The 22,501-nt window shown below is 40.1% G+C and carries 17 protein-coding genes; 4 read left to right on the top strand and 13 right to left on the bottom strand.

Going from position 1 to position 22,501, the window contains the following annotated elements:
• Window positions 1–123: 123 nt before the first annotated feature.
• The 7 genes from OQ289_RS07235 to OQ289_RS07205 all read right to left on the bottom strand — a co-directional run bounded on the left by OQ289_RS07235 (window position 124) and on the right by OQ289_RS07205 (window position 7,917).
• Window positions 124–801 (bottom strand): head GIN domain-containing protein, encoded by a 678-nt coding sequence (locus OQ289_RS07235; RefSeq protein WP_270090051.1) that lies wholly within the window; start codon window positions 799–801, stop codon window positions 124–126.
• A gap of 255 nt (window positions 802–1,056) precedes the next feature.
• On the bottom strand, window positions 1,057–3,366 hold the full coding sequence (locus OQ289_RS07230; RefSeq protein ID WP_270090050.1) for an alpha-L-rhamnosidase-related protein: 2,310 nt from the start codon (window positions 3,364–3,366) through the stop codon (window positions 1,057–1,059).
• Window positions 3,367–3,737: 371 nt separating this feature from the next.
• Complete coding sequence (locus tag OQ289_RS07225; protein WP_033566336.1) at window positions 3,738–4,235, bottom strand: hypothetical protein; 498 nt, start codon at window positions 4,233–4,235, stop codon at window positions 3,738–3,740.
• Between the two features lie 139 nt (window positions 4,236–4,374).
• Window positions 4,375–5,520, bottom strand: coding sequence for a serine hydrolase domain-containing protein (locus OQ289_RS07220; protein WP_270090049.1), 1,146 nt, complete (start codon window positions 5,518–5,520; stop codon window positions 4,375–4,377).
• A gap of 200 nt (window positions 5,521–5,720) precedes the next feature.
• A complete protein-coding gene (locus OQ289_RS07215; RefSeq protein WP_333485593.1) occupies window positions 5,721–6,389 on the bottom strand; it encodes a sterol desaturase family protein in 669 nt (222 codons plus the stop codon).
• A 146-nt stretch (window positions 6,390–6,535) separates the two neighbouring features.
• A complete protein-coding gene (locus tag OQ289_RS07210) occupies window positions 6,536–7,261 on the bottom strand; it encodes a DUF3307 domain-containing protein (RefSeq protein WP_270090048.1) in 726 nt (241 codons plus the stop codon).
• A complete protein-coding gene (locus OQ289_RS07205) occupies window positions 7,243–7,917 on the bottom strand; it encodes a hypothetical protein (protein WP_270090047.1) in 675 nt (224 codons plus the stop codon). Before OQ289_RS07205 ends, OQ289_RS07210 begins: the two co-directional genes overlap by 19 nt.
• Before the next feature lie 158 nt (window positions 7,918–8,075).
• On the opposite strand from OQ289_RS07205, the gene OQ289_RS07200 reads away from it, so the two are divergent.
• A complete protein-coding gene (locus OQ289_RS07200; RefSeq protein ID WP_270090046.1) occupies window positions 8,076–8,960 on the top strand; it encodes a PPK2 family polyphosphate kinase in 885 nt (294 codons plus the stop codon).
• Between the two features lie 28 nt (window positions 8,961–8,988).
• On the opposite strand, the gene OQ289_RS07195 is transcribed toward OQ289_RS07200, so the two are convergent.
• Both OQ289_RS07195 and OQ289_RS07190 read right to left on the bottom strand, forming a co-directional pair.
• A complete protein-coding gene (locus OQ289_RS07195) occupies window positions 8,989–9,777 on the bottom strand; it encodes an SDR family oxidoreductase (protein WP_270090045.1) in 789 nt (262 codons plus the stop codon).
• 93 nt (window positions 9,778–9,870) lie between these two features.
• Window positions 9,871–11,745 carry an Nramp family divalent metal transporter gene (locus OQ289_RS07190; RefSeq protein ID WP_270090044.1) on the bottom strand — a complete coding sequence of 625 codons (1,875 nt, stop codon included), beginning with the start codon at window positions 11,743–11,745 and terminating at the stop codon, window positions 9,871–9,873.
• A 241-nt stretch (window positions 11,746–11,986) separates the two neighbouring features.
• On the opposite strand from OQ289_RS07190, the gene OQ289_RS07185 reads away from it, so the two are divergent.
• The 3 genes from OQ289_RS07185 to OQ289_RS07175 all read left to right on the top strand — a co-directional run bounded on the left by OQ289_RS07185 (window position 11,987) and on the right by OQ289_RS07175 (window position 13,716).
• On the top strand, window positions 11,987–12,649 hold the full coding sequence (locus tag OQ289_RS07185; protein ID WP_270090043.1) for an HAD family hydrolase: 663 nt from the start codon (window positions 11,987–11,989) through the stop codon (window positions 12,647–12,649).
• The gene (locus OQ289_RS07180) at window positions 12,646–13,407 is read left to right on the top strand and encodes a sulfite exporter TauE/SafE family protein (RefSeq protein ID WP_270090042.1); all 762 of its coding nucleotides are present in this window, start codon (window positions 12,646–12,648) and stop codon (window positions 13,405–13,407) included. The genes OQ289_RS07185 and OQ289_RS07180 overlap by 4 nt, the downstream gene beginning before the upstream one ends.
• Window positions 13,408–13,512: 105 nt before the next feature.
• Window positions 13,513–13,716, top strand: coding sequence for a YqaE/Pmp3 family membrane protein (locus OQ289_RS07175; protein ID WP_033566329.1), 204 nt, complete (start codon window positions 13,513–13,515; stop codon window positions 13,714–13,716).
• A 69-nt stretch (window positions 13,717–13,785) separates the two neighbouring features.
• Here OQ289_RS07175 and OQ289_RS07170 read toward each other — a convergent pair whose 3' ends face one another.
• The 4 genes from OQ289_RS07170 to OQ289_RS07155 all read right to left on the bottom strand — a co-directional run bounded on the left by OQ289_RS07170 (window position 13,786) and on the right by OQ289_RS07155 (window position 22,501).
• The gene (locus OQ289_RS07170) at window positions 13,786–15,990 is read right to left on the bottom strand and encodes a DUF4954 family protein (protein ID WP_270090041.1); all 2,205 of its coding nucleotides are present in this window, start codon (window positions 15,988–15,990) and stop codon (window positions 13,786–13,788) included.
• A 128-nt stretch (window positions 15,991–16,118) separates the two neighbouring features.
• A complete protein-coding gene (gene glmS, locus OQ289_RS07165; protein ID WP_270090040.1) occupies window positions 16,119–17,957 on the bottom strand; it encodes a glutamine--fructose-6-phosphate transaminase (isomerizing) in 1,839 nt (612 codons plus the stop codon).
• A 288-nt stretch (window positions 17,958–18,245) separates the two neighbouring features.
• Window positions 18,246–21,422, bottom strand: a complete 3,177-nt coding sequence (locus OQ289_RS07160) for an efflux RND transporter permease subunit (protein WP_270090039.1) — start codon at window positions 21,420–21,422, stop codon at window positions 18,246–18,248.
• A gap of 20 nt (window positions 21,423–21,442) precedes the next feature.
• Window positions 21,443–22,501 (bottom strand): efflux RND transporter periplasmic adaptor subunit, encoded by a 1,059-nt coding sequence (locus tag OQ289_RS07155; RefSeq protein WP_270090038.1) that lies wholly within the window; start codon window positions 22,499–22,501, stop codon window positions 21,443–21,445.

Raw genomic sequence — 22,501 nt, 5'->3', positions numbered from 1 at the left:
TGAATCCATCTTGTAAAGATGACGAACAATCCATATAATTCCAAAAATAAGGTCAGGTCGAAGCAAATAAAGCTACACGCTTGCTCATCGAGCTATAGATGATGCAACAGTATGTACAAATCGCTATTTGTAATTAACGATACCGCCAGCTAATTTCTTTTCCTTCGTTTGAGGCGGATTACCATACACATCTATCACTCCCCCAGCTCTTACTTGCGTATCAACCGACTTTAACGCTTTAATCTCACATCTCCCTCCGCCATTGACCGTGGCCTTAGCCTGCTCCGAAGTCAGATTCTTAGCATCGTAAATACCGCCGAATGTCAACTGAATCTCTTGAGAAGTCACCTTCCCCTCCAATCTGATATTTCCACCCTTATTAACATCTGCATTAATTTCTTGTACGGACAATTTATGTAAATCAATCAGCCCACCATCAGCGGCAGTTAGCTTAATCAAATCTTCGCTCAAAATCCCAGATTCAGCCGCCACGATACGAGCGCCTTTCTTTGAAATGATTCTGCTCACATCCTGCCCATACACGATTACATCTACTTTGTCGCCTTGTAGAATATTCCTTGTGTTCATTTTTAATCGTAGGATACCATTCTTTTGAATAACTTCCACATCCTTGGCCAAGGCACCCTCAATAGTCACCTTTAAATCTTTAGAATACTTGAGCTGCACATTAATCTTGTCCGTCGCCTCTACAGTGGTGAACGGGCTAACTACTTGGCTCATTTGAGCCGATAGTTTAACAGCAAAGACAGATAGTAGACAGATAATAATTATTTTTCTCATCAGAATATATATTTTAGGGACCAAAATTTTAACATTACTTGCCAAGGCCTACTCTTTGCTCAGACTTGTCTATTTCGAATGTACCGAAAAAATCTATTTGTGAACAGCAAATAATAATCCAACATTATATTCATTGACATTATTTAACATAACCGTCCATTCAAACAGATTGGATGGGTAGCCAAGTCTGATCGAGCTTCTTTGTAATTGCAAAGCTAAGAAATGATTTGTATCCCTTCCGTCATTTGTCGCCAGTTATTGCAGCTTATTCAACGTTAAATGATATTGTCCAGCCCGAACTCCTTCTAACTTCGCCCAAGAATCATAAACAGGTAATTCTTGCGCCTTATTATCTACAAAAACCGTGACTCGATTCTTTTTACTCATAATCGGGATATAGATATCGGCTGTAGTATTGGCAGGAACCTCCACGCTCATACTAAAGCTTTGTGCATTTTGAGTGATATCTACGAGTACAGGGCCCTTTATGGTAGGGACCTTGATCTTGGCCGCTGACAAATTACTAATTTGCGGTCTAACATGAAAGTGCTCCCAAGCAGGAAGAGTAGGCTCTACTCCCATCAATTTGCGCGGAATGATATTTCCAGGCACAGCGCCCCATACGTGATTCCAATCTTGATTTGGTTTAAACTTATTGCCCCAGGCCTCCATTGTGATCGTACTACCTTCCCGAATCATGTTGTACCAACTTCGCTCTGCTGTGGAAGTTAGTAAAGACAGACCATAATCGGCATCACGACTTTGATAAATAGCATCCATTAAAAACTGACTACCGTATACACTACAGGCTAGACCACGCGACTTGACATAGTCCATCACTGTAGACTTGTACTTGTCCGGGACCAAATCGAAAGCTAAAGCAAACATGTTGCTATGTAATGAAGCATGATCAGTCTCGATTCCGTCTTGATAATTCCCAACATCTTCTCTGAAAAAATGCTGTTGGAACGCCCGATAAACATTAGTAGCCTTTGCTTTGTAATACTGACTGTCATCTACCTTCCCCAATGCTTCAGCAAGTTTGTGCATATCGATCAATGCTTTGTAGTAGTAGGCATTGACTACTGCATTAAAATCTGTAAATACAAACCCATCGCTCTCTCCCATATCTTTGGCGCTCAAACCCAATATTCCTCCATGCGGCCAATCCACGATATCTCGAAGCTCCTTCCCATTAAAATAAATTGACTTCAATAATTCTGGATTTTGCTTGCCCTTACGTGAGCTGATTAGACCATTGCTCTCTTCTAACATAGTCAAAGTCTTGGCCTTAAGATCATTGTAATAATGAGCAGCAGAACGAAGATCACCCGTATATAAATAATCATTATATGCCATCAATACCGACTGCAAAATCCATTCCGTGGGCCATGTAGCATGATGCATCAAGTATTCGTGCGAATGTCTGGCCAAAGTATATTCTTGGTCTGCAGCATAGTGACATAGCTGATTGATATAGGCATCCGCCTCATAAGGGATGCGTTCTCTATCTCCATCAACATATACTCCGGCAAACGTAGTTGCCTTAAGACTGTATTTGCAAAGCTCCCAAATCTGATTTAAGGTATCGTTGGAAGAGTGGAAATAGGAAGCGTCATCATCAAAATGATAATGGACCATACTACGCAACACCTGCTCCTTCTTAAGCTCTCCTTTATACCCCTCGACAGTCACATATCTAAATGGCAGCACTTCGCCAATATATGCTGGCATCAATACTGCTTGAGGCCCTGTATTACGCGCGTCCGATTTAATTTCGACCTGATATGTATGTGTTCCTTTTTTTAGAGGTAAACGATAGACCTGATAACGAATAGTCCCACCAGGAGATCGATTAACCCGTCCTTTTTTGTCTAACGCCTCTCCAAGATGTACAGTTAACGTGTCCTTATCTGACGTACTCGTCAAATCAAAGGAAAGTTGTGAAAATGCCGCTTTGCCAAAGTCCATAAAGTAGCTTCCGTCATCGTCTTTCTCGATATTATGTGGGTGTTGATCACTACGTTGTAAAGGATATCTGGAAGTTTGATAGCCCTCTTGGATATCTCCTGTATAAAAAACGGCTATATCACTTTCGGTCTTTACTCCCTTCTCATCCCAGACTACTACCTTCCAATAATATGTTTGTCCAGCGCGCAAAAAGGCATCTTTCATCACAATTCCTGCAGAACGATTGCTTTTCACCTTGCCCGAATCCCATATATAAGTCTTAGACTTTGCAAAAACATCGGGACGGTCGGCAACTAGGATACGAAAAGCATGTTGTCCAAAAGGACGATTACCTGATTTTATAGACCAACTGAATGCAGGTTGCTTATTTAAAATAGCAGGATATTGACTACCATTCTCAAAGGGTGTCTTGGAGGTGTTCAATGAATACCCAGCATCCCACTGTTTGTCCGTATACGCAATTAGATCGACATACAGCGATTCAAATTCGTATGGTCCCCGTTTATTCATACCGAAGGAAACTAATGAAAAACCAGTAAAGGCCACGCACATCAACATCAAGCAAAATCTCTTTTGAAACATTCTCCAATACATACTTTTTATTTTAAATTGGTTATTATTTACACAGGTCGCCAGCCAATCCGAGACCCAACCAGCAACGTACCGTATCTCGCACCCCTCTCCCATCGTTACAACTTAAATAGAGGCTCAATATCCATCACATGTACTTGGGGGCTTATACTTGGAGGGGTAGGATTCGCAACTTCGACAGAAGTGTCCATTCTGAGGCAATTTCTGAAAGAAGAAATACACTCTTATTTATAATGAAAGGGATGGGTGAATGTATACCATACTATCACAAATAAAGGTTTTTTAGCACATTGAAGCATCCTGCTCTATCCTGCACCATAGGACCACCCGCTCTTAGAGGAATTCAAAACTAGGTAAGGAATGTAAAAAGAGAACTATCTACCTAGCAGCGCTAATTCTTCACTGGTATACATTTTCGCACCCTTTAAATAATTAAAAATCAAATCCTTAACTTCTTCATCTTGCATTTTATACAAGTTATTCATCACATAAGCCTTATCCTCCTCAATCTTATCGTGATAATTTAGGTATTTGGGAATATAAAACTGTATGCACAAACGGATAAAACGCAATTCTACATTTTGGGGAGTTTTAGAGATAACATCTTCTAATAGCTTTTTGCCGTGCTTAAAATATCCCATCTTTTTAAAGGGATTACCTGTATGGCTAGCCATGAACATATGATATGCAGCATGATATCCTTTTTCTTCGGGAGTTTTGGCATATTTCTCCAAAGCCTCCAAGTGTCCTTCACACAGCTCCTCACTCTTGACTCCCTTATTAAAATCTTTGCGGATTTGATCTAGGTCCAACTTTTGGGCAAAACTGCTTTTGGCAACAAACAACAACGCGATAATCAAGATTTTGTGCATAAGACTTAAATTTATAATACTACCCAATAAATCAGCGACTCATTCCTGTCTATTTTACGATGTAAGATATATAAATTTCTGTAAACATATCATTACATAAGTATTAAATTCAAATTTTGGGCCAAGATTCAAAGACCACCTATTCTATAAAGGAATGGTATAAGGAATTGACAACTTCTTTTAACAGTAGGTTATACCCTTCGTTCTCGGACTGGTTGCATCCATTTGTAATCACAACAAAGCCGCATTTTTGTTCAGGATCAAAAAACATAGCGCTATAGAGCCCATAGGCAGAACCAGTATGTCCTACCAATTTGACACCCGAAACCAAATCAGTAGTTTGCCATAGTGCCAAACCATAGCTTTCGGTATCACTCACTTTTGTCTGCATAATCTTGGCATTCTCTTCCGAAATAATCCGACTATTATTGCTCATTCCATAGTTCATGTGCATCATCATGTAACGAGCTAGGTCTAAGGTAGAGATTTTCATTCCTCCAGTTGGAGAAAAAATAGGGGTAGAATACCCCATCTGATAATTAGCGATTTCATTTCTTCTGGGATTGTAGGCCGCTGGTTGAGGTATCATTTCGCCCTTATCAAATTCATACAAAGTCGCAAATTTGCTATAATCCAGTGAGTCTACGCAATAGCCCCCATACAACCCTAAAGGAGTCAGGATATGTCGATTTACATAACCATCGAATCGTTCACCCGAAACACGTTCAATAATAGCGCCTATCATATTAAAATTCAAATTACAGTATTGATACCCTTTCCCAGGTGCATAGCTATTGTAACTTTCCTTCCATTTAGGATTCTTAGAAGGATTGATGACATCAAAATCAAAATAGCCATTCTTGTCATTGATACTTGAGGTATGGGACAATAGCATCTTGATTGTAATCGGGATATCGGGAAAGGAAGGATTACGAACTTCAAAACCAATTAATTGGCTTACATCCCCATCCAAATCCAGTTTCTTGGCTTCTACCAACTGCATCACCGATGTAGCTGAAAATGATTTGGATATCGACGCTATCCTAAATAGAGAAGAATCATTCAATCGAGTATTGGTCTTAAGATCTTGATATCCGTAATGTTGTTTATGAACTATCTTGCCCGACTTGACAACAATTGTTGATAACCCCACTGCTTGATACCGGTCGATGATATGCTGAACCTCCATTTCCGCACGACGCACATCTTGCTGGGCAACACCGGCCATTGCGTGAAAAACCAAACCAACTAATAATACTATTTTTAGGGGAGAATGACACATCATACAAAGTTTAATATAATCTAATTTAGCATTAAAAAATAAAGGTTCAAAACTTGCAATATCTACCACTACTTTTATGGTTCAATATAATGGCGAAATGCTATACACAACATCAATCAACCAAGTTCCCCCCATGTACTAAATGACCGGAGAGTCATTCAAAAAAAAAGGAGATATCGATGTATCTCCTTTTTTTGCTATCCTCAGTTGGCCGTTTCATTTTCAGCTTGCTCTTTTTCTTTTTCCTTCTTTTCGGGAAAGCCTGAGTCGAATACCACATCCCATACTGCAGAACTCACGCCAAATCCTTTTTCTGGATCTTGATAATGGTGTAGCATATGGTGCTGCTTTATCCGCTTCATCAAACCACTCTTAAAATTTGCATGATGCATAGCGTAGTGGGACTCGTCATAAATGAGATAACCAATCATAAAGCCCGCAAAAAAAGCAGCTAAGATATACTCATTACTAAAGAAGACGCTGAACATAAAATACACCAAAGCGGCCAAAGGAATACTAGCCGATAAAGGCATTACCAAACGTAAACGATCTTTAGGATAGTCATGATGGATACCATGAAAAATCCAATGTACACGCTTCAATAATTTTCCTTTGGGATGAAAATGAAAGACCCAACGATGCAATGCATATTCGAAAATAGTCCAAAATGCTAAACCACAGACAAAATACATAAGGTAGGTCCAAGCAGACATCTCTCCTGGCCCCATGGCCTTCCATGAAAAATAAATAATAACGGGTAGATAGAATATAATAGGAACTGAGTAATGAACTTTCGTCAACGATTCCAAAAAATCGTTCTTGAACATCCTCGTAGATTCCGTTGAATTTGAAACGTAATTTTTCTTTGCCATTTGCTTGTGATAAGATAGGACCTCAATAAATAGACAGCAAAGTTACCATTCTGACTTTAATTTCAAAATCATCAAAAAGTCAGAAAGAACCTTACAGTACTAAGGTAATAATAATTACCTGACTTAACATTTTTTAAACCCATTTTTCAAATCAGTTGGAGTGTCCATTTTAATGCGAAACCAATAATGATGGCCATGACAAAACTTGCTAATGTCCCCACCAATACGTATTCCGTAAATTGCTTGTCTTTAGAGTTTGCTAAATCGCCAAATCGAAAAATGGACTTTGCTGCCAGTAGGAAACCTATGCCTTCCATAAAATTCAAATTTATGAAAATTACAATAAGCACACGCTCCAATACTCCAATAATGAATCCAGCGTCTACTAATGCTTCTTTTCGTTGAGCTTCGACCTCTTTTGATTGTCCCCATTTACTAAAAAACACCTTTAAGACAATAGGAGAAACAAAAACGGTCACCAGTACGCCAATTAAAAGTACTAGATTCTTCGAGGAGAGCAATTCCTCTACGTCTATATAAACAGCATAGTAGCAACCAACGATTGCGGCCAAAACCGTCAAATGCAAACATTGATCAATAATAAATAACAACAGCGGCCTGGCTTTGACCTTTCTCTCCAGAGATACTTTCAAACTGTCAATTGCCAAATGGGATAATATAACAATCGTCAGCTCCGGCCACCAATCAGCCAAATCATTGAAGAAAAACAGGCATAATAATACCGCATGTACCGCTACGTGATAAAAAATATAACGGATGTGATAGGCCCGGCCGTGAACCCATTTACGGGGATGAAACACAAAATCACCTAAGATATGTGCCAACAAAAGTTTTAAGAACGTATAGAGCATCTTTCCAAAATTTGAAGCTTACAATAATCGATAACACGCTGTATTTTAAAATAACCAGCCTTATTTAATTCGGTACTGACCTGACTTTGATACTTTCTATTTAACAACTGGGCAAGCTCGACCTGGCTCTTGTCCGGATATCGTAACGCCATTGCAACTGATTCAGCCATATTTTCCGTCCATCGATCGGCAATTTCTGCGCTTAATTGCAATAGAAGATCCAATATTTCATTCATCTCCTGCCAAGGAGTTTTGATAGTCAACGTTTCCTTTTTCAGAAGGTCAAAGCTTTCACCGGCATTTATGTAAGCCTCTCCTGAGGATGTCTTGACATGTTTATCACTGAATGTAAGGTGGCCAACCCCGATGGACATTCTTACATCCATGTTCTTAATAGTCTTAAGACGAGCTTTAATATAAAAAAGTACATGGAAAATATGTTCCAGATCTATTTCAGCCTGAAAACTATCCCCCCTATAGATGTCGTATTTATGTGTATTCCAATCGAGCGCATCCTCCAATAGCGGGAGCCATATTTTCACATCCGTTTTTCGAGAATTTATCAAATCACCGGTAATTACCCCTATCAACCTATTATCGTCCATATAATCATCATTAATATTATCAAATATAGTGATAATTAAGAATATCATCATATACAATGATTGTATGAACTTTAAAACATTTTACTATGTTGTTTGGTTTTAATCACAGAGGAAATTAGAGAGCAAACCTCACTATTCGTGACAGCAGGGCTTTCTACATATACCGTTCTTTACTTAAGATTCCCTATTTTTATAAGAAACAGCACATTATGAGCAATGGCACCAATTACTCCAAAAAGCTAATAGCAACGTCTGATTTTAGAATCTCAGACTTTCCTACAGATATTACTGACGAAGTAACGCAAGAGGAAGCAGAAATCCGATTGAAGGAAGTCCGTAAAAAACTAAGCACGTTACAAGACACCATGTACGCGCATGATAAATATAATGTCCTGGTATGCCTTCAAGGTATGGATACTGCTGGTAAAGATAGCCTGATTCGAGAGGTATTCGCCAAATTCAATGTGCGGGGTGTCGATGTGCAAAGCTTCAAAACACCCACGATAAAAGAACATCAGCATGACTATCTATGGCGACATTATATTGCGTTACCTGAAAAGGGAAAATTTGGCGTATTCAATCGTACACATTACGAAAATGTACTGGTTACCCGTGTACATCCTGAATACTTACTTGCTGAAAATATTCCTGAAATAAAAAATATAGAAGATGTTACTCCCGATTTTTGGAAAAAAAGATTGGATCAAATTAATAATTTCGAACAGCATCTTGTCGAAAATGGTACAATCGTGTTCAAATTCTATCTTCACCTCAGTAAGGGTGAACAGAAAAATAGGCTTTTAAGAAGATTGGAAAAAGATAAACATCAATGGAAATTTTCCCCTGGGGACCTCGCAGAACGCGAACTTTGGGACAAGTATATGACTTGTTATGAAGAAGCCATCCAAAAAACAAGCAAAAAGAAAACGCCTTGGTATATCATCCCATCTGACAATAAAGAAGTGGCCCGATATCTCGTTGCCAGTATCATGCATGAGGTATTAAAAAAATACAAAGATATCCAATACCCCGAATTGAGCGATGAGATAAAAAGACATATGCAAACCTATAAAAACCAATTGGAGAATGAATAGGTCGAATCAAAATTGATGACAGGTTTATCTAGAATAAACCTGTCATCAATCCACCATCAAGTTGTAAAGAGGTACCTGTCAAATACGCCGCATAGTCAGATGCTAAAAAGGTGACCAGATAGGCATATTCTTCTGGGCGTCCCAATCGCTTCATAGGGATGGAACTGATTCTTTTATCTCGAATGTCTTCGACAGAAACGTCCAATTGCTCGGCCTGTGTTTCCATAAGTTTATTCAACCTATCGGTATTAAAATATCCCGTTAAAACTGTATTCACCGTCACACCGTTAGGGGCAACATCTCTTGATAATGACTTGCTCCAGCTAACCAAAGCTGTACGCATAGTATTAGACAATATCAATGTGTCCTGGGGTTCTTTAACCGTGAGAGAGGAGACATTGATAATCCGTCCAAACCCTTGCTTAACCATATGGGGTATAGCCAAAAGAGTTGTACTAACCGCATATTGAAATAGCAAGTCAAAGGCTTGTTGATAGTCCGCTATGGTTTTATCTTTGATGCCGCCAGCGGAGGGGCCATTAGTATTATTGACCACGATATCGATTGAATTATTTTCAAAAAACTCCTTGATTATCAATTGAGCATGTCCGAAATCAGCAAAATCGACTACAAGATAACGATGCTCCTGTCCTTGGCTGACATCAAGCCGTGTCAACGTGTTCTTCAATTTGCTTTCGTTCCTTGCCACAAGTACTAAACTTGCTCCGCTACTGGCAAGCTGTATAGCAATAGCTTCCCCTATTCCTGAGGTAGCACCTCCTACCATCGCTACCTTATCTGTCAGTGTTATATTCATCTTATTTTATAAATATGTTATATACTAGTTTGCAGCAATATGAATTATTTATATTGCTGGTACCTTATAAATATATCAATTAATAGGCAGTCACTATTGTGCAATAAAGACTGGAATCTTGACCTCATGCCGCAACTTATTTACAGTCTCCCCAAATATAAAATCTTTTACTCCCGAATGTCCATGGCTGCCGACAATAAGTAAGTTGCCGTCATACTGTTTACAAACGCCCACTATTGCTTTAACCCGGTTATTGTAGCGCAACTCATATTTAACCTCAATATCCTGTTGTCTAAACAGATTCACATATTTCATCAGCCTTTCCATATCTTTACGCGCCTCATAGTCACCAGTCTCCCCACCAGTATATTTGACTGAAGCGCTCTCTACTACGTGTACGAGTACAATCACAGTATCTTTAGTGCAAAAGTGGAATGCGTGCTCCACCGCTTTTGTATCAGAAATTGAAAAATCCAATGCGACTACTATTGTTTTGAAAGGTGTGACCTTGTCAAATACCAATGCCTCAAAGGGAGCATGTACATCTACCAAAGTAGGTTGGCGGCGATGCCATATCGGATAAAAAACCGTCATCAACAACAGAAGGGCAAGTCCAAGGCTTCCTGCTATCAATCCCATACTCCACCACAGATTGTCCAGTTTTATTATCCACCCCTTGACCTCTACATATACCAATTGAAAATTTAATACCGCGATTATAGCCGCAATCAACCAAGCCAATAGCTGTACATAGGGCTTAATCACAAATTGACCCATTTTTTTCTTATCACTGACAAAATGAATCAGAGGTACAACAGCAAATGCAAGCTGCATACTCAATAACACTTGACTAAAAATTAACAAAGCTCCAACTTGTTCCTCCCCTGCTATTAAAATCACTAATACAGCGGGGACAATTGCTAATAGTCGTGTAATTAGCCTCCTAAGTATAGGACTAATTCTTAATCTCAGATATCCTTCCATAACAATCTGCCCTGCAAGAGTCCCCGTGACAGTGGAGCTTTGTCCTGCAAGAATCAATGCAATGGCAAATAATTTAGAGGCCCAATGTGTTCCCAAGGTACTGCCCAATAGATAGTAAGCATCTTTAAGATCGGCCACTTCATGCATACCATTTTTGTGAAAAACCGAGGCTGCCAATATCAAAATTGCCGCATTCACGAAGAATGCCAAGTTAAGTGCGATAGCGCTATCGAAGAAATTGTACTTTAGCGCTTTCTTAATAAATGTTGGTTCTCGCGGTATTTTACGGGTCTGCACAAGAGCTGAATGTAAATACAGATTATGAGGCATCACGGTAGCTCCAATAATGCCTATACTGATATACAGAGCTGCGCTATTGGGAAGACTGGGAATAAATCCGAGAGCTACTTCTCCTAAGTCAGGCTTCGCAAAAAACATTTCTACCATAAAGCACATCCCAATCATCGAAATGAGTCCTATGATAAACATTTCCATTTTCCTCATTCCCAACTTTTGAAGATAGAGTAGAAGGAACGTATCTACAAAGCTAATCAATACCCCCCATATCAAATCTATTCCAAACAGCAGATTGAGACCGATTGCCATACCCAAGACCTCCGCCAAGTCACATGCAGCGATTGCAATCTCAGCCAGAACATAGAGTACAAAATTCATCCGTTTAGGGTAGGTCTCGCGATTACATTGAGCAAGATCCTTACCTCGCACGATTCCCAATCTGGCACATAAACTCTGTAAGAGAAGCGCCATTAGATTACTCATCAACAATACCCATATCAATGCATATCCAAATTGGCTGCCACCTGCCAAATCTGTAGCCCAATTCCCTGGATCCATATACCCTACACTAATGAGGTATGCAGGGCCAAAAAAACTGAGAATACGTTTAAATTTTGATTTGCTTTTGACAACATCCACACTTTCGTGGATATCGGACAGAGATTTATCGTGATGGTGATCTTGCATAGATATACATCGACTACTTTGAAACAGTGGATACTATGTAAACTTAGATAAAATGCTTTACATTCACAACCTCCCGCCACCTAGTGAGGAAAGCTTATTGACGAGTGTAAGAATCCGAGAAACAGATACTACAAAATACCAACAATAGCAAGGCAAATCTTATCACTGAAGAGATATGCATACCCTATAAATTGACTTTTTTCGCACATTGTCCATTTTTAATTTCCCTATCTTTGCCCCCATGAATCAATATGCTGTAATCTTTGATATGGATGGGGTAATCTGTCACACGAATCCCTATCATGCGAAAGCGTTCGAAGCTTTTTTTAAAAAATATGAAATTGAAAGTAGCGAACAAGAATTTGAAGAACATATGTATGGCAAACACAACAGTTACATCATGAGTCATTTCTTCAAACGTCCCATAATGGGTGAAGAACTCTTGGCACTGGAGTTTGAAAAAGAAGATATGTTTAGACAGGTATACGCCTCTGTAATTGATCCAATCCCAAACTATATAGAATTTTTGGATGCGTTGAAAAATGCTGGTTTGAAGACCGCCGTAGCAACCTCGGCTCCAAAAGAAAATATGGATTTGATATTGGATGGGCTGAACATCCGCTCAAAAATGGAGTCCCTACGTTCGAGTGAAAACGTTACCAAACACAAACCCGACCCCGAGGTATACTTAGAGACGGCCAAACAACTTGGAGTTTTGCCCTCAGAGTGCCTAGTCTTCGAAGATTCCTACTCAGGTATATCGGCAGCTATCAATGCGAATATGAAAGTAGTGGGCGTATTGAGTTCGCATACAAAAGAGCAACTTCCACCCTGCCAATACTACATCAATGACTACAGGGATATAGATGTCGCCCAGGTCAAGCAACTAATTGCAGGCAAGTGATTCAAGAGGCCTTTCAACTTTTCGATTCACCATACCAATGGATGCTGTACTTCTTTTGCGCAGTGTTGATTGGGATGTCCAAGACAGGTATCCAAAATATCGGGACACTAGCAGTTCCGATATTTGCATTCCTATTCGGGGCCAAGCATTCTACAGGTATAGTACTGATCCTACTTTGTATGGCTGATCTGATTGCTATTATTTACTACCGTAAGCAGTTCCTGTGGTCGGAAGTACTCAAGCTACTTCCAGCTGCATTTGTAGGTCTAATAGGAGCACTCATATTAGGTAATTATATTGATGACAGTCTCTTCAAAATATTAATGGGTGCTTGTATACTCTTAGGTGTTGTATTCATGATTTGGATGGATCGCAGCAAAAGCGACTCTTCCATTACAACAAAAAAATGGTATGCTCCTCTATTCGGTTTTATAGCTGGATTCTCTACCATGATTGGCAATGCAGCTGGCCCTGCACTTGCAGTCTACCTATTCACCAAAAAACTACCGAAATACACCTTTGTCGCTACTGGGGCTTGGTTTATCATGATATTGAACTTCAGCAAGATCCCTCTACAGCTATTTGTTTGGCAAAACCTATCTTGGGCCGGCCTCATGTTAAATATTTTTGCAATTCCATTTATTCTTTTGGGAGGATATACTGGTATTAAAATCATAAAGATACTCCCAGAGAAAGAGTTCCGAATACTGGTCATTACATTGATTACTATCTCCTCTATCTTACTGATTATCTTATAGTAAATTCTTATATAATATCTTCTGGAACCTATTGCGCTTGCTATATCCGATTTGCCAATCTAAAGCTTTTTAGCTACATTTATTACCTATACACTATTTAAGACCATGATATTAATTGCTGTTCTTTTCCCTTGGTTGTCTTTCTTTCTTAGAGGTAAGATATTGTCCGGAATACTGTGTCTAATTTTACAAATCACCTTGATTGGCTGGCTCCCAGCTGCTATATGGGCAGTAGCATCTAGAGTAGATGGAAAGAATGAAGCGCGTATACGATCAATGAAGCGCAGTATGAATCGACACCATCATTAAGATATGATGTCATATTCCACCGCGCTTCCTGACGCACCATCCTTAAGGGTTTAATTCCCCCTAAAACCTTTAATCATTAGCTGCCCATGTACTAAGCTGGGCCTGTACCTCGCACATGCGATTGCGGTATGTTAGAAGTTCATTTTCTTGCTGTTTGATAAATGTGTTATCCGTTATCTTCCCAACAACTTGTTCCATTTCCTCTATAGATTCATAAACCATATGTCTGAATTCATTTTGGTAGTCCTTGGCTCTGGTCCTATAGATCTGGTCGCTAATCCATTCCTTCGTCTTTAAAGCCTCGTCAATAAGTGTTTGCCATTGGTGGATAGTCAACCCCTCGTCTTCCGCCCCCATAATTTCCAATAATGAGGCATATGCATGAGCTAACTTATCTTGCTGATAAGACTGGCTTCTCTGATAATAAAAAGCATGAACTTGCGACCATTCATTCAGCCTATCCTCCTTTAACTGGTTAATGAGGTCTCGATACCCCTCTGCTAAAATCAGTTGCCCTCCAATATTGACCCAATTCGGTCGTATGCCAATATCCGTTGATTTCAACAAATCCACTGTCACTTGAAATAACTCATGTGCGGTTGCTATTGTCGAGGTCGTATAGTATCGAATCAAGCGCTTAAACAGTTCATAGCTCTCCCTGACCTTCAATAGCTGAACTTTCCTTTTAGAATTTTCGAATCCCTCCAGCAAAACCTCCAATCGGCTAAGATCCACATTCGACTCGAGCAGCTCTCCGCCCTTTTGTTTCGCCTGTTGTTCCGAAATAGGTTGGTCTGGATAATATGCTCTTGCAACAGCAATTTCGATAATCTGTAGGGCGTCAAATAGTTCATTTATTGTATCTGGCGCCAATATATCGTACTCATAGTACTGCTGTTTGACCCTTCTTTTGTCCCGTTTTTCATACTTACTTGGATTTCTCGCCAAAGCATACATATTGTAAAGAAACCAATAGCCTGGAATAATGATCAAACGATCATTAGTGATGTCATTACTGACTAGGGAAAAGGGTATCTTGATATCTAATTCGTAAAGAAAGTCGCCTTTCACGATTAATGTATAAGACGCAAACCTAGAATTATGTTTCAAACTGACACATAGACCCGGCCAAAAACCTCTTCCCGCAACAATCTCTCCATCGGGAGCTCTAGAATTGTGATTAGAACCTACCGTGGCCCCAGCAGCCATATTGCTTTGTCCCCGAATCAATGAGGCGCACAAAAACGAATTATTATGATGTTGCTCATGCGCTGGAAACAAGAGTGAATTCAGCACCTCACAACAGGATATCGTTGAATTTTCACCTAAGAAGGAATTGATTAACCGAGCGCCGTACTTTAACTGCGAGTGTGCAGCTAGTATGAAACGAACAGCCTTCACCCCATAAAAAATACGACAACCTTCTCCAATGATGCCATTTACCAATTCGCACCCTTCTCCAATCTGTGTCGGATCCTCCGCTGATGAATGGATGGTTACATTCTTAAGCTTGTTGACTCCTTTGATATAAGCGCTCTTACCTATTTTGACATCTTTAATGACTTGGCAGTTTTTGATTACGACTCCGTCTTCGACAACGCTATATGCCCCCCTTTTGGTAGTATGTAGCTCATTGGTCATACGCTCCAATTTAGATTGTAAAATGAAATCGTGACGATGACGGCTCCAAATGTAGGCATCGCTCAATAGCATGCCATCAAATGGCCATACTTGCCGACCGCCATTTTCGTTGCAAAGCTCCAATGCAATCCTCAATTCAGGATCCTCTCCTATTCTTAAAATTCCATTACCAAACTTCGCTTTGGAACTGGTTTCCATCTCGTTGATATTGGCTAAGATAACCTCATCCTTCAGAATAAAATGGGCTAAATATCGAACTTCGTGTACCGCTACAAGATTACCAAAATCACAACTGATGATGGTAGAATTGTATATCCCAACTGGCAATCTAAAATCTCTGTACTCGAGATAAATGGGCTCCATGTTACCGATTCGATTCAGCCCATAGAACTTGCAATTTTGGATTTGCTCCGGGATAAAACGATTGGTCACCAAAATGTTGGCCCAATCATCTGCTACATTCGAATGTGATTTCAAGATATGGATCTCATCCTCGGTAAGTGGCCTAAAGGCCGTTGAGGGGTGATGTTGTTCAAACCGTATATCGTACTCATTTTGCCCCTCAAATAAGTATTCTTGCTTAACAAAATTATGGCCTAGTCCTGCAAGACTACCTTTCTTCAAATTACTCATATATATTACTTATCAAAAATGTTAGAGCGAGGATATGCACTCGTGTCCACTACTCCTAGATAATTAAGGGCTTGTCTCTTTCCCACAGCTTCTAACATGGAAATTAGAACGATAAAAATAATTCGCGCCTATTCAACCGTCACCGACTTGGCGAGATTACGAGGTTTGTCCACATCCAATTTTTTGATGATGCCGAGATAGTAGGAAAGGAGTTGCAATGGAATAACAGATAGAATCGGAGAAATCAACTCATCCGCTTCTGGAATCACGAATATTTCCTCTGAAACTGTCGGAGAAACTGTATCACCCTCCGTTATGACGGAGATCACTCTTCCTTTCCGTGCCTTGATTTCCTGCATGTTGCTGACAATCTTTTCATGATAAGCATCTTTAGTAGCTACAAATACAACTGGCAGGTGCTCATCCACTAAAGCTATAGGACCGTGTTTCATCTCGGCCGCAGGATAACCCTCTGCATGCAAATAGGTAATTTCCTTGAGCTTCAATGCTCCTTCCAACGCTATCGGAAAATTGACACCCCGTCCAAGATAAAGAAACCCCTTAGCCTCGGTCAGTTTTTTAGCAAGTGCCTCAATATTCAAATGGTTCTCTAAAATATCACTCACTTTCTGTGGGACCGCTTGCAGCTCGTGTAACAAGTGTAGGAAACGTTCTGTAGTAATAGTTCCCTTCAATTTTGCAAGTTTTAGCGCCATCATGGTCAACACCGTTAGCTGAGCGGTAAAAGCCTTGGTGCTTGCCACACCTATTTCAGGTCCCGCATGTGTATACGCGCCGGCATGTGAAGCTCTGGCAATGGATGATCCAACTACGTTAACAACACCCAATATTATCGCCCCTTTGGCTTTGGCTGTTTCAATCGCCACTAAGGTATCCGCAGTCTCTCCACTTTGAGAAATTGCGATAATAACATCCCCAGGATTGATAATCGGATTACGATAACGAAATTCAGAAGCATACTCAACCTCTACATTGGTCCTACACAACTCCTCTATAATATATTCGGCCACCAATCCAGCATGCCAACTCGTACCACAAGCCAATATAATGATACGAGGAGCGATGACAAGCTGTGCAGCATACTCCTCTATACCTTTCATATGGATGTCGCCATTCGTGAGATCTAGACGCCCTCTTAGGCAGTCTTGGATTGTCTGGGGTTGTTCAAATATTTCCTTGAGCATAAAGTGATCATATCCGCCCTTCTCTATCGCAGAAAGCTCAAGGTCAAGCTTCTGAACATAAGGTGTAATGCGCTCATTTCCCAAATTTTTAAGGATGAGCTCATCTGGTCGTACTATTGCAAGCTCATAGTCATTAATGTAGACGACTTCCTTCGTATATTCCAACATAGGAGAAGCATCGGAAGCTAAGAAATGTTCGCCCTTTCCAATCCCAATCACCAGTGGACTTCCTTTTCGAGCTGCTATTATAGTTTGCGGATCGGCTTCATCCAAGACCAGTATTACATATGCACCTACCACACGCCTCAAGGCTATACGAATAGCTTCTTCAAGTGGACAAGCATTGTTAATCTGAATATCTTCGATAAAATTGAGTAAAACTTCCGAATCCGTATCACTATGGAATTGATATCCCTTCTTTATCAGCTCAGCTTTAATCTGGGCGTAATTTTCAATAATACCATTATGGACAAGGGTCAATTTGCCAGATGCCGATACGTGAGGATGTGAATTCTTATCAGATGGTTCTCCATGTGTTGCCCATCGAGTATGCCCAATTCCAACAGTACCGCCATTATCCTTTCCGACAACTTCGTCTTCCAAATCCGCGACCTTTCCTTTCTTCTTGTAAACCGTCAATTTAGATTGTTGATGAAGCGCTATCCCAGCACTGTCATATCCTCGATATTCAAGTCTTCTTAGACCTTTGATTACTATAGAGTAGGCATTCTTATCACCTACATATCCTACGATTCCACACATACGTTGTTCAATAAGTTTTTATAAAGTTCGAAACAAATGTATATTTTTTTACGCAATCGATTGCACATGGGTTGTTTTTTATTTATACGATAAGTTTTAAACGTCGAAAGCACATCTAGGCAAAGTATACCATAATGTATTTCATACACGAACTACATTATCCTTTTACGGATTCCAAACCGAAACTATCCCTGAACTGGATACTATCTAGTAACTGGATATCCAATAGACTTAAACAAAAAAAACCGCCCCTGGATAAGGGGCGGTTTGTAACAATATTCATTTTTTCTAATTGTGTTTGACAGACATTTCGTCCACGTAATCCGCATTGGGCACATAGTCCTCTTTCATCAATGCTTCGTAATCTGGTTTTTTATGCTGTCCAAAACGCTTCTGCAAACTATCAAATATTGAGTAGACCACAGGAACGATAACCAACGTCAAAAATAAGGATGATAACAACCCACCTATAATTACAATAGCAAGTCCTCTATTCATATCAGCTCCTTCACCCGTAGCAATCGCGATAGGTATCATACCAAATACCATGGCAATAGTCGTCATCAAAATTGGACGAAGACGAGCATGGTTGGCAGCGACCAATGCATCATGCGTATTATCACCAGCTTCCTTCCGCATATTTGCAAAGTCAACAAGAAGAATCGCATTCTTACACACTAATCCAATCAACATAATAATCCCCAAAATGGTAAAGATATTAAGAGATGTATCAGTAAGTGCCATTAATAATAGCGCTCCAATAAACGATAGCGGTACCGAGAAGATGACGATAAATGGAGTGACAAAACTGTCATACAACGATACCATTACCAGGTAAACCAAAATAATGGAAGCCAATAAAGCGTATCCCAATGTACCGAAACCTTCGGTCTGATTTTCCATATCTCCACCCCACATGTAGTTTACGCCTGGAGGACGTTGCAATTTTTCGAACTGTGTCTCCCATTCCGCGGCAATAGTACCTGAAGGCCGTCCAATCACTTGTGCTTCGATAGATACCGACGGTGACTTATCCCTACGTTCCAACAAAGTTGGCCCTGAGCTGTAACTCACATCAGCAAATTGTTCCAATTTAATGGCTTGTCCCTGAGTATTGATGAATTGTAGATTACGGACATCCTCTATATTTTTACGATCCTGTTCGCCGAATCTGATATTGATATCATATTCGTATTCACCAGCTCTGAATTTACCATCTGTATTTCCACTAAACGCCGTTTGCATAGCCATACCTACGGTAGACAGATTCAATCCTAAGGAATTCATCTTATCACGGTCTACTTGCACATTGATTTCGGGGTTACCATCCTCAGAGGTCAACTTGACCTCTGTAGCTCCTTCAATATTACGCAATTGATCTGCGGCCTGATTTGCAAATGCTAATGCATCCTTCATGTCAGATCCAATTACCGTCAAAGTGATTGGTGCCTGCTCAGCTCCCATCATACCAACTGTAACGGTTTTTACCTTAGAACCGACTAATTCTTTCTCCAGATCCCTCTTCAGTTTGGCTCCGAATACTTTGGTGCTTTCACTTCGCTCCTTTTGATCAATCAAAATCACGTGGATTTCCGCTTTGTATTTGGTACCAGTGGTCCCCCCCATTCCATCACTCGACTGTCCAACAGTGGTAATCACACGTTCTACTTCTGGAAATTTAGAAATGAAGTTTTCCGCACGCTGTGTCATAAAGTTAGATGACTCAATAGACGCATCTTTATTTAGCTCTAATTGGACCAAGAATTCTCCTTTATCCGAAGCTGGAAAAAATTCTCCACCAATGTAACCAGCACCCACAAGCCCCAGTGATCCTACAAATAAGACCAACACGACAAACATCGTAATCACTTTGTTCCATCTTGAGTCAATACACCATTTCAATAAATCTGAAATCTTATGCGTGAAGGCTGTCAACCCCGCTTCAAAACCGTGGATAATCTTACCAAAGAATGTATGTGGATTGATATGCGATAGCTTTCCAAAACGTGAATACAACCAAGGTACTATCGTAAAGGAAACCAATAGCGACAATCCCGTCGCGATGATAACCGTCACACAGAATTGAGCCAAAATATTAGCTACCAACCCAGTCGACATCGCAATCGGTAAAAACACCACTACAATTACCATCGTAATTGCCGTAACGGTAAAACCAATCTCAGCCGCTCCATCATACGCCGCTCGAATCTTACTCTTACCCATCTCCATATGACGGTGAATATTTTCCACGACCACAATCGCATCATCGACCAGGATACCTACCACTAATGACAGTCCAAGCAAACTCATTAAATTCAAGGTATATCCCATCAAATAAATCCCGATGAAGGTCGCAATCAAAGACAATGGAATAGCCACCATCACGATTGCAGCATCACGTAAACTGTGTAGGAAGAAAAGCATAATTACCCCGACCAATACTATCGCCAAGAACAAGTCAAAAATAACGTTGTTGGCCGCTTTCAAGGTATAGTCAGATGTATCATTAGCGACCAATACCTGTACGCCTTGTTCCTTATAATCGTTTTGCACTGTCTCGATGGTTTGCTTAACCAGCTTGCTCACTTCAACAGCATTTGCATCGGACTGTTTCTTAACTTGCATCAAAATCGTGTTCTGGCGATCTAAACGCGCAATTTTTTCCACTTCCTTTTGTGCATCTTGCACATCAGCTATATCACGTAATCTAATGGCTACATGCTGAGGTGTCGTAATCGGTAGATTACGAAGATCCTCAACCGATTTAAACTTACCAGCCAAGCGAATCAGGGTTTGATTGGTACGGGTCTTTACGTTTCCGGTCGGGAAATCCAAGTTTGACGACAATATATCTTGCTGTACCTGTGCAATGGTCAAGCCGTAACCCTCCATTTTCTTAGGATCCAGGGTGACCTGAATCTCGCGTTCCTGTCCGCCAATCATATCCACCTGAGCTACCCCACTTATCCGTGAAAATATAGGTTGTATCTTCTTATCTAAAAGATCATACAATTCCTTTTCGGACAATTTACTCGTGACCGATAGATTCATGATGGGCATATCATCCAATGAGAATTTCACCAAGGACGGAGGATCCACGTCATCTGGAAGGTCTTTCAAAATGGCATTAATCTTACGTTGTGCATCATTTAATGCATAGTTAGCGTCAGCATTATTGGTTAACGTAATCAACACCAGAGATAAACTCTCGTAAGACTTTGTTTCCACCTTTTTTACGTTCTCCAAGGAGGAGATGGCATCTTCTATCTTCTTTGATACTGTATTTTCTACCTCTGAAGGAGATGCTCCGGGATAGACCGTTTGTACTGTGATAACGTTGACCTCAAACTTGGGAATCAACTCGTAACTCAACATCTTATAGCTGAATAAACCACCCAAGGTCAGTATAATAAACAGTACGATTATTATACTCGGGCGTTTTATTGAGATTTCTGAAATTTTCATGAAATATCTTCTTTCAATTATTATTTAATGATGCTAATCGGTGTATTGTTTAGCAAGTTGATTTGACCACTTGTGATGACGATTTGACCTGCAGTCAATCCTTCGATTACTTCTATATAGTCACCAAAATTACGTCCGGAGGTAATTGTCTTAAGAATGGCTGTATTATTTTCATTGACAAACACTTGATTTGAGCTCACACTACCTACAAATGCTGTACGTGGTATAGTCAATACCGATGAGAAACGATCCGCTCCAAAAACTGCAGTACCATACATTCCTGCACGCAATTCATTACCCGCATTGTTCTTCACTTCGATATCAACAGGGAAATTTAGACTTCCGTCAGCTTTTGGTGCAATAAAGACAATCTTTCCATCAAAATTCTTGTCTGGGAATACACTTGCAGCTATTTTGATATTCTGTCCGACTTTCAATGTTGCGACATTCTTCTCATCCACGTTGACACGTAATTTTAGTGACCCCACATTTACTAAACTAAACATCTCCGTACCTGGAGACACATATGTACCTGGCTCTATCTTACGTTCATTAATAGTACCACTTATACCAGCTCTCACAGTAGCGTCTGATGCATTCAATTGCGCACTTTTCAGGTTATTTTGCTCACTCTCTAACTTCAATTTAGCCTGATCAAGTTGTTGCTTTGTCACACCACCTGTCTGAAAGGCACTTTCGTAACGCTCGTAATCTGCTTTTGCATTATTATACGCTGCCTGTGCATTCTGTTTACTCACATCCAACTTATCCCCTTCCACTATAGCTAATACTTGTCCTGCTCTCACATAGTCACCCTCTTTCACCAACACTTTGATTACTTTACCTGATGTCTCAGCAGACAGTTTCATATCTTGATAAGGCATGAACGTACCATTTGCAATATATTGTAGATTCATCTCCCGAAGTGCAACTGTATCTGTACGCACTGCTACTGATGCATTCTTCTGCGCCACTATTTCCGTCTCCGCTTTATTCTTTTCTTTATTTTTATTCAATACATACATAATACCAGCTAGGGCTGCTACTATAATGACAATGGTTATGATGATTCGTTTCAT

The organism is Sphingobacterium sp. SYP-B4668, from assembly GCF_027627455.1.
Taxonomy (GTDB): domain Bacteria; phylum Bacteroidota; class Bacteroidia; order Sphingobacteriales; family Sphingobacteriaceae; genus Sphingobacterium.
This window is presented reverse-complemented; position numbering and strand designations above follow the sequence as displayed.

What these genes read in the sequence shown, in the direction of transcription:
- OQ289_RS07175 (WP_033566329.1), top strand. Translation starts at nt 13,513, where the DNA reads ATGATATTAATTGCTGTTCTTTTCCCTTGGTTGTCTTTCTTTCTTAGA.
- OQ289_RS07160 (WP_270090039.1), bottom strand. Translation starts at nt 21,422, where the DNA reads ATGAAAATTTCAGAAATCTCAATAAAACGCCCGAGTATAATAATCGTA.
- OQ289_RS07225 (WP_033566336.1), bottom strand. Translation starts at nt 4,235, where the DNA reads ATGCACAAAATCTTGATTATCGCGTTGTTGTTTGTTGCCAAAAGCAGT.
- OQ289_RS07170 (WP_270090041.1), bottom strand. Translation starts at nt 15,990, where the DNA reads ATGAGTAATTTGAAGAAAGGTAGTCTTGCAGGACTAGGCCATAATTTT.
- OQ289_RS07185 (WP_270090043.1), top strand. Translation starts at nt 11,987, where the DNA reads ATGAATCAATATGCTGTAATCTTTGATATGGATGGGGTAATCTGTCAC.
- OQ289_RS07210 (WP_270090048.1), bottom strand. Translation starts at nt 7,261, where the DNA reads ATGCTCTATACGTTCTTAAAACTTTTGTTGGCACATATCTTAGGTGAT.
- OQ289_RS07190 (WP_270090044.1), bottom strand. Translation starts at nt 11,745, where the DNA reads ATGCAAGATCACCATCACGATAAATCTCTGTCCGATATCCACGAAAGT.
- OQ289_RS07230 (WP_270090050.1), bottom strand. Translation starts at nt 3,366, where the DNA reads ATGTATTGGAGAATGTTTCAAAAGAGATTTTGCTTGATGTTGATGTGC.
- OQ289_RS07155 (WP_270090038.1), bottom strand. Translation starts at nt 22,501, where the DNA reads ATGAAACGAATCATCATAACCATTGTCATTATAGTAGCAGCCCTAGCT.
- OQ289_RS07235 (WP_270090051.1), bottom strand. Translation starts at nt 801, where the DNA reads ATGAGAAAAATAATTATTATCTGTCTACTATCTGTCTTTGCTGTTAAA.
- OQ289_RS07215 (WP_333485593.1), bottom strand. Translation starts at nt 6,389, where the DNA reads ATGGCAAAGAAAAATTACGTTTCAAATTCAACGGAATCTACGAGGATG.
- OQ289_RS07195 (WP_270090045.1), bottom strand. Translation starts at nt 9,777, where the DNA reads ATGAATATAACACTGACAGATAAGGTAGCGATGGTAGGAGGTGCTACC.
- OQ289_RS07205 (WP_270090047.1), bottom strand. Translation starts at nt 7,917, where the DNA reads ATGATGATATTCTTAATTATCACTATATTTGATAATATTAATGATGAT.
- OQ289_RS07220 (WP_270090049.1), bottom strand. Translation starts at nt 5,520, where the DNA reads ATGATGTGTCATTCTCCCCTAAAAATAGTATTATTAGTTGGTTTGGTT.
- OQ289_RS07200 (WP_270090046.1), top strand. Translation starts at nt 8,076, where the DNA reads ATGAGCAATGGCACCAATTACTCCAAAAAGCTAATAGCAACGTCTGAT.
- glmS (WP_270090040.1), bottom strand. Translation starts at nt 17,957, where the DNA reads ATGTGTGGAATCGTAGGATATGTAGGTGATAAGAATGCCTACTCTATA.